Here is a 13579-nt window from a genome sequence, read left to right as displayed (position 1 = left end):
ATGCGCCTTTCGTTAGGCCCCTATCAATTCCCCTGGGCGCAAATAATTATTGTCCTGGACGCAATATTGGCGCGGCGCTACCTCGACGCTAAATTCCTTGATTGGCATCAAACGGCTCAAGCCAGTGCGGCGCTAGGCTGGAATCCACACCGGCCATCGACGAGGGGATGATGATCTATCCCGTACTGCTGATCCTGCATCTGTTCGCCGCGCTGGTATTCATCGGCACGGTGTTCTTCGAAGTGCTGTTCCTGGAGAACATCCGCCGGCAATTGCCGGCCAGGCTCATGCTGTTGCTCGAACAGGCCGTCGGCCGCCGGGCGCGACAACTGATGCCCTGGGTATTGCTGGTGCTGTTCGGCGCCGGCATCGGCATGGTCTGGCAGCGTTACCTGCCGTTGCTGGCTGCGCCGCTGGAGTCCTCGTTCGGCACCTTGCTGCTGCTCAAGATCCTGCTGGCCGCCAGCGTCCTGGTGCATTTCCTCGGCGCCATGCTGCTGTTCCGTACCGAGCGCATGACCGCCCGCTGGGTGCGCTTCATCCACGGCAGCGTCTTCACCCATATGCTGGCCATAGTGCTGCTGGCCAAGGCCATGTTCTACCTCACCTGGTAGCCGCGCCCCGCGCCGGCCACCCCAGGTGGGTTTGATGCAGGTCAAGGTCCCTCTGCGGCCAGCGGTCGACACTGAAGTTTTGCAGCCCGTCTCGGAGCTTCTGTCATGTTCGATGTCATTCACTCTCGCCGCGGACGGGGCGTGCAGCGTGACCAGGGGGGACTCGAGCCCCGCTACCATGTCGAGGTCGGCCAGTTCCATGCCGGCGTCGGCTCCCTGGATGTGCTGCGGGCCTTGCGCGCCAGCCGAAGCAAACCCCGGCCACTGGCCCTGAACCTGCACCTGCCCGGCAGGCTGCGGATCGCCGGTCAACCCATGGCGGCCTACCTGGATGCCCTGTCCCGGGAGATCCAGCTAGTGGCCTGCCACCTGGGCAATGCCCAGCGGGTCGAGCAGTTCCACTTTGCCGGCGGCACCCCCGACCCGGCGCACTTGCAGCGGCTGATGGAGCTGCTGCGCAAGCGCTTCAACTTCCTCGACCACGACAGCGGCGACTATGGCGTCGAGGTCGATTTGCCGAGCACCGACTGGGCCAGCATGGGCCTGCTCCGCGACCAGGGTTTCAACCACGTGAGCATCGGCGTGCCCGATGATGCTTGTGCCTGCGAGCGCGCGCCGGCCTGGCGCCAGGATCCGGCGCCGATCCAGTCGTTGCTCGATGCGGCGCGTACCTTCGGTTATCGCTCGGTGAGTGTCGACCTGGGGTACGGCCACGCCTGGCAGACCCCGGACAGCTTCGCCCTGAAGCTCGATACCCTGGTCGAGCTGGAGCCCGACCGCGTGCAAGTATTCGACTACGCGCAACCGCCCCGGCGCTATGCCCAGGCTCCCCGGCAGGCGGCCAGCACCCTGGGGGACAAGGCGCGGATGCGCCGCCTGTGTTTCGAGCGCCTGCCCCAGGCGGGCTACCTGCACATCGGCCTGGGGCTGTTCGTACGTCCCGATGATGACCTGGCCATGGCCCAGGAGCGTGGCGCCCTGAGTCGCAATTACCAGGGCTTCACCCGGCACGGCTACTGCGACCAGATCGGCCTGGGGCTGGGCGCGGTCAGCCAGTTCGATGCTCTGCATGCGCAGAACACCGAGGTGCTGGGCGACTACCTGGAGCAGTTGCAACACAACCAGCTGGCCACCTGGGGCGGCTGGCGCTGCGAGGGCGGCGCGCAGATCCGTCAGCAAGTGATGGAGCGCCTGGCCTGTGACCTGGAGCTGGATGTGCGAGCCGTCGAGCAACGTCATGGTCTGGTCTTGCGCCAGTTCTTCCCCGGTGCCTGGCGTGCGCTCGAGGCCATGAGCAGCGCAGGGCTGGTGGAACTGAGCGAGGATTTCATCAGCATCCTGCCGGCCGGGCGCCTGGAAGTGGACGCCATCTGCCAGCTGTTCGAGCACCTGGCGCCGGCGGGACCGGCGGCCGGGAGCGACTGGCTGGACCACGACGCCCGTCCTTGATGGCGGGCGCGTTGGCCAGGGCTAGCAGGCCGTTGAAAAACTGCCTGCGTTGCCATCGCTGCGTTGAACACAAGCCGGTGCGCCAGCCCGGTCAAAATGCTCATTTACCACTCGTAAACTGCGCTTTTTCGCCTGTTCTTGTCTTGCGCTGACTGCCTCGCCTACGTTTTTCGACGGTCTGCTAGTGCGAGGTGCCCTCGGCGAACTCGATCTTGTTGCCCACGTTGTACTTGCCTGAAGGCTTGTTCATGGGAATGCGCTTGATCTCCTTCAGCGTCTGGCTGTCGTAGACGATCAACGCGCCGTCGTTGGCCCAGATGCTCAGCAACAGGTAGCGGCCGTCATGGCTGAACTCCACATGGGCGGCGGTCTTGCCCGGCACCGGGCGCAAGGTGTGGGCGATTTCCAGGGTCTGTTTGTCGATCAGGTGGATGGCGTCGTTGTCCGGGCCGAAGAACACATCGGTCCAGGCGTAGGCCGAGTTGGCATGGCTGCGCATGAAGAAGCCCGGGCCCAGGGTCGGAATCTCCTTGATCAGCTTCCAGGTCTTGAGGTCGATCACCGAGACCAGGCCCTTGCTGATGTTCGGCGTGGCGAACACCCAGTCGCCGTTGCGCTGCCAGTAGGTCCCCGAGCCCAGGTGCGGCATGCCGGGCAGGGCGATGTTGGCCACCACCCGGCCGCTGTCCAGGTCCAGCACCTGGCCGCCCTGGGCCTGGCGCGAAGTGGCCAGCAATTGGCGGTAGTCGGGTGAGAAGGAAAAGTCGTCGAGCATGTCCTGGGCCTGGATCCGCCGTGGGCTGAAGTCCGGGTTGCTGCCGGCGCTGGACAGCTCCCAGACTTCCTTCACGTCCTTGAGCGCGACGATGAAGCTGTCCCGGGGTGGGGCGGTGTACACCGCGCTGACCCGCGACGGGGTGCCGTCCTGGCCGATGGCGGCGATGCTCTTGACCGGGGTCAGGTCGCGGGCGTCCAGCAGCACCAGGTTGCCCGGCAGGTAGTTGCCCACCAGCACCCAGCGTCCATTCTTGCTCACCGCCAGGTTGCGGGTGTTGAGCCCGGCCCGCACCTCGGCCACCAGCTTGAGGTTGTGCAGGTCGTACTGGCTGACCCAGCCATCGCGGGAGGCCAGGTAGACGAAGCGCCCGTCGGGGGAGAATTTCGGCCCGCCGTGCACGGCGAAATGGGTGGCGAAACGCGCCAGCACGGTGAAGCGGTCGCCATCGAGGATGCTGATGTGATGGTCGCCGGCTTCCACCACCACGAACAGGTTCAGCGGGTCGGCGCCATGCTGGGGTGTGGCGGGCAGTTGCTCGATGGGGTTGAGCACCTGGTGGCTGGCGCGGACCTGCTCCTCGCTCCAGGTCGGCAGCGTGGCCGGCGGTCGTTGCAGGTAGGCGGCCAGGGCGTCGATGCGCTCCGGCCCCAGCACCTGGGCGAAGCCGGCCATCTGGCTGGCCGGACGGCCGGCGCTGATCACTTGGCGGATCTCGGCCGGCTTGATCCGTCCCAGGCTCTCGGGCAGCAACGCCGGCCCGCTGCCGCCAAAGCGGTTGGCAGCGTGGCAGGCCTGGCAATACTGCTGGTAATCCCGGGCGGCCTGGTCGAGGGCCGGGCTGCCATGGGCCGGGCTGATCCACAACAGCGGCAGCAACCACAGGGCCCTCATGGCGTCAGCTCCAGTTCGAGCCCGGCGCCGGCGAAATGCGCGGGTTGCTCCATGCTGTGCTGGGCGAACAAGCCGACCACCTTGCCGATCACGGTGAGCGTCGGGGTGGCCAGGGAGCATTGCCCGGCCAATGCTGGCAGTTGCGCCAGGCGGCCACGCAGGACCTGCTGGTCGCGGCAGGTGCCCCGGCTGATCAACGCCGCCGGGGTATCGGCGGCCAAGCCGGCGGCCAGCAGGCGCTCGGTGATCAACCCGAGGTTGCCCAGCCCCATGTAGAACACCAGGGTCTGGCTGCTGTCGGCCAGGCTCTGCCAGGGCAGGTCGAGGGCGCCATCGCGTTGCAGGTGGCCCGTGATGAAGCGGCAGGAGCTGACCAGGTCACGATGGGTCAGGGGAATCCCGGCATAGGCGCTGCAACCGGCCGCGGCGGTGATGCCCGGCACCACCTGGCAGTCCACGCCTTGTTGCAGCAGGTAGTCCAGTTCCTCGGCGCCACGGCCGAAGATGAACGGATCGCCGCCCTTGAGCCGCACCACCCTCAGCCCTTGTTGGGCCAGCTCGGCCAGCAACTGGTTGATCCGTGGTTGCGGCAGGCTGTGGTAGCCGCTGCTCTTGCCCACGTAGTGGCGCTGGCAACGGCTGGGGATCAGCGCTAGCAGCTCGGCGCTGATCAGCCGGTCATGGACCACGGCATCGGCCTGCATCAGCAAGCTCCAGGCACGCAGGGTCAACAGGCGCGGATCGCCCGGCCCGGCGCCGACCAGGGCGACTTCCCCGGGGTTGAACGGCGAGTGCAGGGCGGCAGGTAGAGTGAGGGCTGAATGCATGTGGGCGATCCTCGATCCATCATCAGGGTGGCCGGCTGCGCCTGTATCGACGCTTGCCGAGGCCAGGTTCTCAACAGGTGACGCAGGGAATGCGGGCGAGCGGGGGCAGGCCGATTTCTTCATCGCTCAGGTGGCAGCCCGGGTCCTGGCCCCAGAGGTCGCCGGCGGCCCAGGCGCGGGTGCGGGTATTGCCGTTGCAGATGTCCAGCCAGCGGCAGCTGGCGCAACGCCCGGTGACGGCGCGCGGATGCTGGCGCAACTGGCGCAGCAGGACGTCGGGTTGCTCCAGCCACAGGGTGCGAAATGGCGTGCGCCGCACGTTGCCCACCGAGTGTTGCCACCAGTAGGTGTCGGGGTGCACTTCGCCGGTGTTGTCGATGTTGGCGATGCCGCTGCCCGAGGCATTGCCGCCCCAGGCCCGGAGCATCTGTTCCAGCTGTGGGTACCGGTCGGGCAACTGGCGCCGGGTCCAGTGCAGCAGGAGGATGGCGTCGGCGTCGTTGTTGCCGCTGACGAAGTCGCTGTCACGGCCCTGGGCGATATCCTCCCAGGCCCGGTCGAACAACAGTGCCATGGCCTCGCGGCTCATCTGCAGGTGGGCATCGAGGCCGCGGCTGCGTTTGCCCCGGCCACTGTAGTTGAGGTGCGAGAGGTAGAACTTCTGCACGTCCAGGTCGCGCATCAGGGCCAGCAGCTCGGGCAGTTGTTGGTGGTTGTCGCGGGTCAGGGTGGTGCGCATGCCCACGCGGATGCCTCGCTCGCGACACAGGCGCATGGCCTTGAGCGAGCGGGCGAAGCTGCCCTTGAGCTGGCGAAAGCTGTCGTGGGTGTCCTGCAGGCCGTCGATGCTGATGCCCACGTAGTCGAAATCGGCGGCGCTCACTTGCTCGATATTGTTCTCGTCGATCAGCGTGCCGTTGCTCGACAGCGCGACGAACATGCCATGGGCCCTGGCGTGGGCGCTGAGCTGGAACAGATCGTCGCGCAGCAGCGGCTCGCCGCCGGAGAGAATCAGCACCTTGACCCCGGCCTCGGCCAAATCGTCGATCACCTGCAAGGCCGCCGGGGTGTCGAGCTCGTCGCGGAACACGCTGTCGGCCGAGGTGGCGTAGCAGTGCTTGCAGGTCAGGTTGCACCGGCGCAGCAGGTTCCAGATCACCACCGGCGGGCGGTTGCTGCCCGGTATGCTGGTGCGGGGAGGCGGCGCCTGGCCGGCCAGGACGCGCAGGTAATGGCTGATCCTCAACATGCAACTCTCCTTGTCTCAGTGCTGTTGGGCGTGCAGGCGCAGGCCGGTCTTCTTCAGGATGCGGCTGCTGACCAGCATCTCGTCGGCCCGGCAGGCCTCTCCCAGCAGATAGCGCAGGTGCTCGCGATAGCTGTCGATCTCCATGGCGCTGCGGCCGTGGACCATGGCGAACAGGTTGTAGCGCCACTGCTCGCGGCGCGGGCGCCGGTAGCAATGGCTGACGAAGGGCTGGGCGCCGATCAGTTGGCCCAGCCGCGGCATGTGCTCGTCGTCGACGTCCCAGACGGTCATGCCGTTGAAGCGATAACCCAGGCGATAGTGGTTGGGCACCGCGGCGATGCGGCGGATGGCGCCCTCGGCCTGCAGGCGCTGGAGCAGCTCCAGGGTTGCGTCGCGGCTCAGTTGCAGTTGCTCGGCCAGCCAGCCCCAGGGGTCGTCCACCAGGGGCAGGCCGGCCTGGGTCAGGGCCACCAGGCGCAGCTCCAGCGCGCGTTCAGACCGGGAAGTACAGGCCGACATGGTAGGTCTCCTCCTTGGGCAGGTTGAGCACGGCAAGGCCGCTGTCCTGCTCAATGCGCCGCAGGGTCTGGCGCAGCTCGCGCTCGCTGGCGCAACCGAGCACGAACCACATGTTCCAGGCATGTTCGCGACGGTAGTTGTGGGCCACCTCGGGCATGGCCTCCAGCAGCGCCGCGACTGCCTCGAAGCGTTCCTCGGGCACGCGCAGCGCCGCCAGGGTGAAGGCGCCGCCCAGGCGCTCGATATCGAACATCGGGCCGAAGCGGGTCAGGGTGCCGTCGTCCAGCAGGCGCTGCACGCGCTGGCGCAGGACCTGGCTGTCGCTGCAGAGCTCCAGGGCCAATACCTGCCAGGGATCGGGCACCAGCGGCAGGCCCAGTTGCAGGCGGTTGACCAGGCGCCGGTCCAGCTCATCCATGGCTCACCGCCCCTGGGGCGAAGCGCCCGCCGCACTGCTTGAAGGCCTGGGTGCTGAACAGCACCTGGTGGGGCAGGTCACTGAGCAGATGGCGCTGCAACAGGTCGTGGATCTGCGCCTCGACCCGTTGGCGCTGGCGGCCGTGGATCATGCAGAACAGGTTGTAGCGCCATTGCGGCAGGCGCCGCGGCCGCTGGTAGCACAGGCTCACCGCCGACTCGCCGCCCAGGCGCTGGCCGACTTCGTCGATCAGCGCGTCGGGAATGTCCAGCACCAGCATGGCGTTGGCGGTAAAACCCAGGGCGCGATGGTTGAGCACCAGGCCCAGGCGGCGGAACAGCCCCTGGTGCTGCCATTGTTCGACCTGGGCCAGCACCTGGGGCTCTTCGGCGCCGATCTGCCGGGCCAGGGCTTGGTAGGGGCGGGCCTCCAACGGCAGGCCGGTCTCCAGCAGGCGGCGCAGGGCCAGGGCCTGGCAGGCATCGAGGGCGGCGTTCATGGGGCGTCTCCCAGGGCGAAACCCAGGTCGATGCGATAGGCCGTGAGCATCGGCAAGTCCAGGGGGACCAGGCCGGTGTCGGCCTGCAATTCGGCGAGGACGTTCTGCAGGTGCGCCCGGTCCGGTCCGGTGAGCACGAACCACAGGTTGTAGTAGTGCTCGCGGGCGTAGTTGTGATTGACCTCGGGGTAGTGGTTGATACGCTCGGCCACTTGCTGCAGGCGCTCCTGGGGCACCGCCAGGGCCGCCAGGGTGCTGGCCCCGGCGCGGCGGTGGTCGAACACCGGGCCGATGCGCGACAGGCGCCCGTGCTCGGCCATCCGCTGCAGGCAGGCGATCACCTGCTCCTGGCTGCAATCCAGGGCCTGGGCCATTTCCACGTAGGGTTCGGCGCACACCGGCATGCCGTGCTGGAAGCGTTCGATCAGGCGTTGTTCCAGGGTATCGAGGGGCATGTCAGTACCCCATCTGCTGGGCGCGGCTGCTGAAGAAGATCCCGCTTGGCGCGGCGGCCGGCAGGCTATGCCGCAGCTGGAGGCGGTAGGGATCCCAGATTTGCAACTGGTCGCCATCGCGCACCGACAGCCACAACTGGTCGCCACGGGCGGTGAATTCCATATGCAGCACCCCGGGCCCGGGCCGCAGGTCGGCGACGATCTGGTGGCTCTCGCTGTCGATCACCTGCACCCGGTCGTTGTCCGGGTAGGCGAAGTTGACCCACAGCTGGCGGCCATCGGGGCGCGCGGTGACGAACACCGGCTGGCCGGCCACGGCGATGGCGGCGCTCTGCTGCCAACTGTGCGCATCCATCACCAGTACCTGGTGGCGGCCCACGGCGGGGACGAACGCCTGGTCGCCGGCCACGGCCCAGCCTTCCAGGTGGGGCATCTTGTACACCGGCAGTTTTTCCTGGCCGCGGCCATAGTCGCCAAGCACTCGCTTGACCCCGCGTTCCGGGTGCCAGAGGTCGAGCTGGGCCATGCCGTCCTCGCCGAACAGGCCGGCCATGTAATAGCGGCCGTCGGTGGTGATCAGCGCATCGTAGGGCTGCTGGCCGATGCCGGTGTAACGGGTGATGCGCGGCGTGTTGCCCTGGCTGAAGTCGGCGCTCCAGATCTCGCCGGTGTCGAACAGGCTGAACACGAAGCGCTGGCCCGGGGCATCCACCAGGCCCACCACCCGCGAGCGCTTCTTGCCGTCGGCCAGCAGGGTGGCGGGGATATCGGCCACAAGCTCCAGGGTGGCGGCGTCGAACACCTTGACCCCGCCCGGCACATAGTTGGATACCGCGATCAAGCGCCCGTCCTGGCTGATGGCGCCGCCGATGCTGTTGCCGCCCTGGATCACCCGCCGGGCGATGCGCTGTTCGAGCAGGTCGACCTGGGTCAGGCCGCCGTCGCGGCCGAACACATAGGCGTAGCGCTGGTCGCGGGAGAACACCGCGGAGGCGTGGGACAGGTCGCCCAGCCCTTCGATACGGGCCAGGGCCCGGCCCTGGCTGCTCTCGACGATCTGCACGCTGCCGGTGGCACGCTCCACCACCAGGCCCAGGTCGCCACTGCCACGCAGCGGGACCTGGGCACAGGCGGACAACAGCAGGGCGCACGCCGCGCCGAGCATCAGGGGACGGATCATGGTTCAGAGGTTCCTTGCAAGAGATGATCGACCAGCCAGCCGATGTCCTCGGCGCTCAGTAGCGGCTCCCAGGGCGGCATGGCGGTGCCGGGGCGACCCAGGCGCACGGTGGCGACCAGGCCGTCGCGGGGTTTGCCGGCCAGGGCGGCAGGGGTCAGTTCCGGGCCCAGGCCGCCGGTCAGGTGCAGGCCATGGCAGGCGCCGCAGTCCTGTTCCAGCAGATGTTGCAGCTGCGCCTGGCGCTGGGCGTCAGGCGCGGCATGAAGAGGGGGGCAAAGCAGGAGGGTCGCCAGGATCACTGCGCGGGGGTAGCTGTTCATGACGCCCTCCTGGTCGGTTTCATTTCAGGCTCAGGACCCACTTGGCCAGCTGCGCCGCTTCTTCTTCGCTGACCGCGTTGGCCGGCATCGGGATCGGCCCCCAGTTGCCCTGGGTGCCGTTCTTGATGTGTCCGGCCAGGGTCTGGGCCGCACCGGCGACCCCGGCATTCTTGGCCGCCACCTCCTTGAGCGCAGGCCCCACCAGCTTGCTGTCCACGCTATGGCAGGCCACGCAGGACTTGCTCTGGAACAGGGCCAGGCCGTCGTCGGCCAAGGCGGTTTGCAGGTTCAACGCACAGCTCAGGACGAAGAGTGAAAGCAGGGTATTTTTCATGGCGATTCCTTGCGTTGATAAAACTCAATAAATGTCGTTCTGGGTGTTGTAGACATTGAACTTGCCGGTGGGGGTGATCAGCCGCTGGTCCTTGATCACCTGCTTGACGGCCAGGGTCTTGTCGTCGATCACCACCAGTGCCGACTCCTCGGTCTGGCCGTTCCACACCGAGAACCAGACCTCGTCACCGGCCTTGTTGTACTCGGGCTGCACCACCCGCAGGGCGCCTTGCTTGATGCCGGAGTATTCGGCGATCGGCAGCACCTTGTAGCCGGCGTCGAGCTTGTCGATGTCGAACACCGCCACCGACTGGCTGAGCTTGGCGTCGGGGTTGAGGGTGGTATCCACGTACAGGTGGCGGGATGCGGGGTGGGTCTTGATGAACAGCGAGCCGCCGCCCTGGCCCTTGAGCGAGCCCACTTGTTTCCAGGCGTATTGCGGGTGCTTGGCCGGGTCGGTGCCGATCATCGAGATGCCGGCGTCGCCCAGGTGGCTGGTGGCCCACACCGGGCCGAACTGCGGATGGTCGAAGTTGGCGCCACGGCCCGGGTGCGGGGTCTTGCCGACGTCCACCAGGGCGGTCAGGCGACGCTCCTTGGAGTCGATCACCGCCACCTTGTTGGAGTTGTTGGCCGCCGTCATGAAGTAGCGGTGGCTGCTGTCCCAGCCGCCGTCATGCAGGAACGGCGCGGCATCGATGCTGGTGATGGTCAGGTTCTTGATGTCCTCGTAGTTGACCAGCATGACCTTGCCGGTTTCCTTGACGTTGACGATGAACTCCGGCCATTCGTGGGAGGCGATGATCGCCGCCACCCGTGGCTCGGGGTGGTACTCCTGCTTGTCGACGGTCATGCCCCGGGTCGAGACGATCTGCTTGGGCTCCAGGGTCTCGCCATCCATGATGGTGAACTGCGGCGGCCAGTAGGAGCCGGCGATGGCGTACTTGTCCTCGTAGCCCTTGAACTTGGAGGTCTCCACCGAGCGTGCCTCGATGCCCACCTTGATCTCCGCAACCTTGGTCGGCTCCTTGGGCCACAGGTCGATCATGTCGATGCGCGCATCGCGGCCGATCACCAGCAAGTAGCGTCCGGACGCGGAGATCCGCGAAATGTGCACGGCATAGCCGGTCTCGATGAGCTTGACGATCTGCTTGCTGTCGCCGTCCACCAGGGCGATCTTGCCGTCGTCGCGCAGGGTCACCGAGAACAGGTTCTGCAGGTTGAGGGTGTTCATTTGCCGGGTCGGGCGGTCCTCGGGCTTGACCAGCAGCTTCCAGGTGTTGCGGGTCTCGGCCATGCCCCATTCCGGCGGGGTGGGCGGGGTGTGCTGGATGAAGTTGGCCATGGTGGTGATCTGCGCCTTGGTCAGGGCGTTGGAGGTGCCCCAGTTGGGCATGCCCGCCGGCGAGCCGTAGGTGATCAGCGCTTCGAGGTAGGCCTGGCCACGGGCCTGGGTGATGTCCGGAGTCAGGGGCTTGCCGGTGGCGCCCTTGCGCAGTACGCCATGGCAACCGGCACAGCGCTGGAAGTAGATCTCCTTGGCGGCGTCGAAGTCGGCCTGGCTCATGTCCGGCGCCCCGGCGCTGGTGACCATGGCCGGCGGTGCCGCACCCGATGCCTTGGACTCGGCGGCGGCAGTGGGAAGGGCCAGCGCCAGCGCCGAACACAGGCTGGCGACGGACAGGGCAAGGGTTTTTCGATTACTGATCAGCATCCTTCTCTCCTCAGGCATGACCTTTGCGATGTGCTGGGAGGGCCAGGACAGAGCGCAGGTTCTTGGTGCACAAGAAGGCTATTGCGCAGCAGGGCATTGCTCACTTGATCGCGATCAAGTTTGCCTTTCGCGCTGCTTGCCAGGTTGTCGCAGGGACTCTTAGCGTGATCGCGAACCCGTCGTCATCCAGGTATCCCATGGACCTCACTGAACCCCGCTGCGAACCCTTCTACCAGGCTCAGGGCAACGAGCCGGCCCTGTTCGAGCAAGCATGGCGCCACGGCCTGCCGGTGCTGATCAAGGGCCCCACCGGCTGCGGCAAGACCCGCTTCGTCCAGCACATGGCCCAGCGCCTGCAACTGCCGCTGCACACCGTGGCCTGCCACGACGACCTGAGCGCCGCCGACCTGGTGGGGCGGCACCTGATCGGTGCCCAGGGCACCTGGTGGCAGGACGGCCCGCTGACCCGGGCGGTGCGCGAGGGCGGTATCTGCTACCTCGACGAAGTGGTGGAGGCGCGCCAGGACACCGTGGTGGTGCTGCACCCTTTGGCCGACGACCGCCGCGAGCTGTTTTTGGAACGCACCGGCGAAGTGCTCAAGGCGCCGCCGTCGTTCATGCTGGTGGCGTCCTATAACCCCGGCTACCAGAACCTGCTCAAGGGCATGAAACCCAGCACCCGCCAGCGCTTCGTGGCCATGCGCCTGGGTTACCCGGATGCCGCGCAGGAGGAGCGCATCGTTCGCCGCGAGGCCGGGGTCGATGCGGCCCTGGCCAGCCAGGTGGTCAAGCTCGGCCAGGCCCTGCGCCGGCTCGACCAGCACGACCTGGAGGAGGTGGCCTCGACCCGCTTGCTGATCTTCACCGCGCGCCTGATCGGCGCCGGCATGGACCCGCGCCAGGCGTGCCTGGCCTGCCTGGCCGAGCCACTGAGCGACGACCCGGTGACCGTGGCGGCGCTGATGGACGTGGTCGATGTGCACTTCCCCTGAACCGAGGGCGCGCCGCTTGCCGGGGGACCTGGCGATGTGGCTGTTCATCCTGGTCGAGCTGTCGGTGTTCGCCTTGCTGATCCTGGCGTTCGCCGTGACCGCGCAACTCAAGCCGCAACTGTTCGCCAGCGGCCGCGCCTTGCTCGACACCTCCACCGGCCTGGCCATGACCCTGAGCCTGCTGGGGGCCGGGTTGCTGGCGGCGCTGGCCCTGGAGCAACTGCGCGAGCTGCGGCCTCGGCGGGCGGCCTGCCTGCTGGGCCTGGCCTGCTGCGTGGCCGGGGTCTATGCCTGGCTCAAGCTCGGCGAGTACCGGCACCTGGCGGACCTGGGCCTGGGGCTGGAGCACGACACCTTCTTCACCCTGTACTGGCTGCTCACCGGCTTTCACTTCCTGCATGTGCTGCCGGGCATGGCGATCCTCGCCTGGCTGGCGTACCGCGCCTGGACCCGGGCCCCGCTAGTCGATAGCGGCTTCGAATCCGGGGTGCTGTATTGGCACATGGTGGACCTGGTGTGGGTGGTGCTGTTCCCGCTGGTCTACATCCTGGATTGAGGAGATCCCCATGACGGCTTCACGCATCCTGCTGCTGTGCGGGCTGGCCCTGGCCGTGCTCAGCCTGGGCACCATGCTGCTGGGCCAGGGCGGGTGGGTCATGGCCCTGGCGGTGGCCAAGGCCTGGCTGATCACCGAGGGCTTCATGGAATTGCGTCACAGCCCCTGGCGCTGGCGCTTGCCTCTGCTGGCCTGGGCCCTGGTGGTGCTGGCCCTGGTGGGCCTGGTATCGCACCTGTCGGGCAAAGCCTGAGTAAAACAATCGGCCTTTCTTGATTGCCATCAAGCGGCTTCGGACCCCGCGCTTTCTATCATGGCCACGCCAAGCAAAGAGGACGCGACCATGTCAGAGACCTTCACCAAGGGCATGGCCAGGAACATCTATTTCGGGGGAAGCGTGTTCTTCTTCCTGATATTCCTGGCCTTGACCTATCACACCGAGCAGACCTTTCCCAAACGTAGCAACCAGGCGCAGCTGACCGAGGCAGTGGTGCGCGGCAAGACGGTCTGGGAGCAGAACAACTGCGTCGGCTGCCACACGCTGCTGGGCGAGGGCGCGTACTTCGCGCCGGAGCTGGGCAACGTCTACAAGCGCCGTGGCGGCGAGGAGGGGTTCAAGCCCTTCATGCAGGCCTGGATGAAGATGCAGCCTTTGGGCGTGCCCGGGCGCCGGGCCATGCCGCAGTTCCACCTGAGCGAGCAAGAGGTCGACGATATCGCCGAATTCCTCAAGTGGAGCTCGAACATCGACACCAACGGCTGGCCGCCCAACAAGGAGGGCTGAG

Annotated in this window: 17 protein-coding genes; 6 read left to right on the top strand and 11 right to left on the bottom strand. The window is 67.0% G+C overall.

Features of this window, described 5'->3' with window-relative positions; translation table 11 throughout:
• Positions 1 to 170: 170 nt before the first annotated feature.
• Positions 171 to 614, top strand: a complete 444-nt coding sequence (locus GDH07_RS14745) for a CopD family copper resistance protein (protein ID WP_053131310.1) — start codon at positions 171 to 173, stop codon at positions 612 to 614.
• Positions 615 to 719: 105 nt separating this feature from the next.
• Positions 720 to 2063 (top strand): oxygen-independent coproporphyrinogen III oxidase, encoded by a 1344-nt coding sequence (locus GDH07_RS14740; RefSeq protein ID WP_152898014.1) that lies wholly within the window; start codon positions 720 to 722, stop codon positions 2061 to 2063.
• A 181-nt stretch (positions 2064 to 2244) separates the two neighbouring features.
• Here the strand turns inward: GDH07_RS14740 and GDH07_RS14735 are convergent, their stop codons facing one another.
• From GDH07_RS14735 to GDH07_RS14685, 11 genes are all read right to left on the bottom strand, one after another.
• The gene (locus tag GDH07_RS14735) at positions 2245 to 3732 is read right to left on the bottom strand and encodes a nitrite reductase (protein ID WP_152898013.1); all 1488 of its coding nucleotides are present in this window, start codon (positions 3730 to 3732) and stop codon (positions 2245 to 2247) included.
• Positions 3729 to 4559, bottom strand: coding sequence for a uroporphyrinogen-III C-methyltransferase (gene cobA, locus GDH07_RS14730; protein ID WP_085598221.1), 831 nt, complete (start codon positions 4557 to 4559; stop codon positions 3729 to 3731). The genes GDH07_RS14735 and cobA overlap by 4 nt, the downstream gene beginning before the upstream one ends.
• 70 nt (positions 4560 to 4629) lie before the next feature.
• Positions 4630 to 5808 carry a heme d1 biosynthesis radical SAM protein NirJ gene (gene nirJ / locus GDH07_RS14725; protein WP_152898012.1) on the bottom strand — a complete coding sequence of 393 codons (1179 nt, stop codon included), beginning with the start codon at positions 5806 to 5808 and terminating at the stop codon, positions 4630 to 4632.
• A 15-nt stretch (positions 5809 to 5823) separates the two neighbouring features.
• Entirely contained in the window at positions 5824 to 6327 is a 504-nt protein-coding gene (gene ahbB / locus GDH07_RS14720) for a siroheme decarboxylase subunit beta (RefSeq protein ID WP_124346724.1), read from the bottom strand.
• Positions 6302 to 6745: an Lrp/AsnC family transcriptional regulator gene (locus tag GDH07_RS14715; protein ID WP_152898011.1), complete on the bottom strand. Its 444-nt coding sequence runs from the start codon at positions 6743 to 6745 to the stop codon at positions 6302 to 6304. Before GDH07_RS14715 ends, ahbB (GDH07_RS14720) begins: the two co-directional genes overlap by 26 nt.
• Complete coding sequence (gene ahbB, locus GDH07_RS14710; RefSeq protein ID WP_053129230.1) at positions 6738 to 7244, bottom strand: siroheme decarboxylase subunit beta; 507 nt, start codon at positions 7242 to 7244, stop codon at positions 6738 to 6740. Before ahbB (GDH07_RS14710) ends, GDH07_RS14715 begins: the two co-directional genes overlap by 8 nt.
• Entirely contained in the window at positions 7241 to 7699 is a 459-nt protein-coding gene (locus tag GDH07_RS14705; protein WP_152898010.1) for an Lrp/AsnC family transcriptional regulator, read from the bottom strand. Before GDH07_RS14705 ends, ahbB (GDH07_RS14710) begins: the two co-directional genes overlap by 4 nt.
• A 1-nt stretch (position 7700) precedes the next feature.
• Positions 7701 to 8879: a cytochrome D1 domain-containing protein gene (locus tag GDH07_RS14700; protein ID WP_152898009.1), complete on the bottom strand. Its 1179-nt coding sequence runs from the start codon at positions 8877 to 8879 to the stop codon at positions 7701 to 7703.
• Positions 8876 to 9199, bottom strand: coding sequence for a c-type cytochrome (locus GDH07_RS14695; RefSeq protein ID WP_053129239.1), 324 nt, complete (start codon positions 9197 to 9199; stop codon positions 8876 to 8878). The genes GDH07_RS14700 and GDH07_RS14695 overlap by 4 nt, the downstream gene beginning before the upstream one ends.
• Positions 9200 to 9218: 19 nt before the next feature.
• Positions 9219 to 9533 (bottom strand): c-type cytochrome, encoded by a 315-nt coding sequence (locus GDH07_RS14690; RefSeq protein ID WP_053129241.1) that lies wholly within the window; start codon positions 9531 to 9533, stop codon positions 9219 to 9221.
• A gap of 24 nt (positions 9534 to 9557) precedes the next feature.
• Positions 9558 to 11246 carry a cytochrome D1 domain-containing protein gene (locus GDH07_RS14685; RefSeq protein WP_152898008.1) on the bottom strand — a complete coding sequence of 563 codons (1689 nt, stop codon included), beginning with the start codon at positions 11244 to 11246 and terminating at the stop codon, positions 9558 to 9560.
• A gap of 197 nt (positions 11247 to 11443) precedes the next feature.
• On the opposite strand from GDH07_RS14685, the gene GDH07_RS14680 reads away from it, so the two are divergent.
• The 4 genes from GDH07_RS14680 (at position 11444) to GDH07_RS14665 (ending at position 13578) form a co-directional block, all read left to right on the top strand.
• Positions 11444 to 12238: a CbbQ/NirQ/NorQ/GpvN family protein gene (locus GDH07_RS14680; protein WP_152898007.1), complete on the top strand. Its 795-nt coding sequence runs from the start codon at positions 11444 to 11446 to the stop codon at positions 12236 to 12238.
• Positions 12222 to 12794 carry a cytochrome c oxidase subunit 3 gene (locus tag GDH07_RS14675; RefSeq protein ID WP_053129252.1) on the top strand — a complete coding sequence of 191 codons (573 nt, stop codon included), beginning with the start codon at positions 12222 to 12224 and terminating at the stop codon, positions 12792 to 12794. The genes GDH07_RS14680 and GDH07_RS14675 overlap by 17 nt, the downstream gene beginning before the upstream one ends.
• Positions 12795 to 12804: 10 nt before the next feature.
• A complete protein-coding gene (locus GDH07_RS14670; protein WP_152898006.1) occupies positions 12805 to 13047 on the top strand; it encodes a cytochrome C oxidase subunit IV family protein in 243 nt (80 codons plus the stop codon).
• 90 nt (positions 13048 to 13137) lie between these two features.
• Positions 13138 to 13578, top strand: coding sequence for a c-type cytochrome (locus tag GDH07_RS14665; RefSeq protein ID WP_053129258.1), 441 nt, complete (start codon positions 13138 to 13140; stop codon positions 13576 to 13578).
• The last annotated feature ends 1 nt before the right edge of the window (position 13579 follow it).

Source organism: Pseudomonas piscis (assembly GCF_009380155.1).
Classification (GTDB): domain Bacteria; phylum Pseudomonadota; class Gammaproteobacteria; order Pseudomonadales; family Pseudomonadaceae; genus Aquipseudomonas; species Aquipseudomonas piscis.
The sequence above is the reverse complement of the archived record's forward strand: the minus strand, read 5'-3'. Positions and strand labels throughout refer to the sequence as shown.

What these genes read in the sequence shown, in the direction of transcription:
- GDH07_RS14745 (WP_053131310.1), top strand. Translation starts at nt 171, where the DNA reads ATGATCTATCCCGTACTGCTGATCCTGCATCTGTTCGCCGCGCTGGTA.
- GDH07_RS14740 (WP_152898014.1), top strand. Translation starts at nt 720, where the DNA reads ATGTTCGATGTCATTCACTCTCGCCGCGGACGGGGCGTGCAGCGTGAC.
- GDH07_RS14735 (WP_152898013.1), bottom strand. Translation starts at nt 3,732, where the DNA reads ATGAGGGCCCTGTGGTTGCTGCCGCTGTTGTGGATCAGCCCGGCCCAT.
- cobA (WP_085598221.1), bottom strand. Translation starts at nt 4,559, where the DNA reads ATGCATTCAGCCCTCACTCTACCTGCCGCCCTGCACTCGCCGTTCAAC.
- nirJ (WP_152898012.1), bottom strand. Translation starts at nt 5,808, where the DNA reads ATGTTGAGGATCAGCCATTACCTGCGCGTCCTGGCCGGCCAGGCGCCG.
- ahbB (WP_124346724.1), bottom strand. Translation starts at nt 6,327, where the DNA reads ATGTCGGCCTGTACTTCCCGGTCTGAACGCGCGCTGGAGCTGCGCCTG.
- GDH07_RS14715 (WP_152898011.1), bottom strand. Translation starts at nt 6,745, where the DNA reads ATGGATGAGCTGGACCGGCGCCTGGTCAACCGCCTGCAACTGGGCCTG.
- ahbB (WP_053129230.1), bottom strand. Translation starts at nt 7,244, where the DNA reads ATGAACGCCGCCCTCGATGCCTGCCAGGCCCTGGCCCTGCGCCGCCTG.
- GDH07_RS14705 (WP_152898010.1), bottom strand. Translation starts at nt 7,699, where the DNA reads ATGCCCCTCGATACCCTGGAACAACGCCTGATCGAACGCTTCCAGCAC.
- GDH07_RS14700 (WP_152898009.1), bottom strand. Translation starts at nt 8,879, where the DNA reads ATGATCCGTCCCCTGATGCTCGGCGCGGCGTGCGCCCTGCTGTTGTCC.
- GDH07_RS14695 (WP_053129239.1), bottom strand. Translation starts at nt 9,199, where the DNA reads ATGAACAGCTACCCCCGCGCAGTGATCCTGGCGACCCTCCTGCTTTGC.
- GDH07_RS14690 (WP_053129241.1), bottom strand. Translation starts at nt 9,533, where the DNA reads ATGAAAAATACCCTGCTTTCACTCTTCGTCCTGAGCTGTGCGTTGAAC.
- GDH07_RS14685 (WP_152898008.1), bottom strand. Translation starts at nt 11,246, where the DNA reads ATGCTGATCAGTAATCGAAAAACCCTTGCCCTGTCCGTCGCCAGCCTG.
- GDH07_RS14680 (WP_152898007.1), top strand. Translation starts at nt 11,444, where the DNA reads ATGGACCTCACTGAACCCCGCTGCGAACCCTTCTACCAGGCTCAGGGC.
- GDH07_RS14675 (WP_053129252.1), top strand. Translation starts at nt 12,222, where the DNA reads ATGTGCACTTCCCCTGAACCGAGGGCGCGCCGCTTGCCGGGGGACCTG.
- GDH07_RS14670 (WP_152898006.1), top strand. Translation starts at nt 12,805, where the DNA reads ATGACGGCTTCACGCATCCTGCTGCTGTGCGGGCTGGCCCTGGCCGTG.
- GDH07_RS14665 (WP_053129258.1), top strand. Translation starts at nt 13,138, where the DNA reads ATGTCAGAGACCTTCACCAAGGGCATGGCCAGGAACATCTATTTCGGG.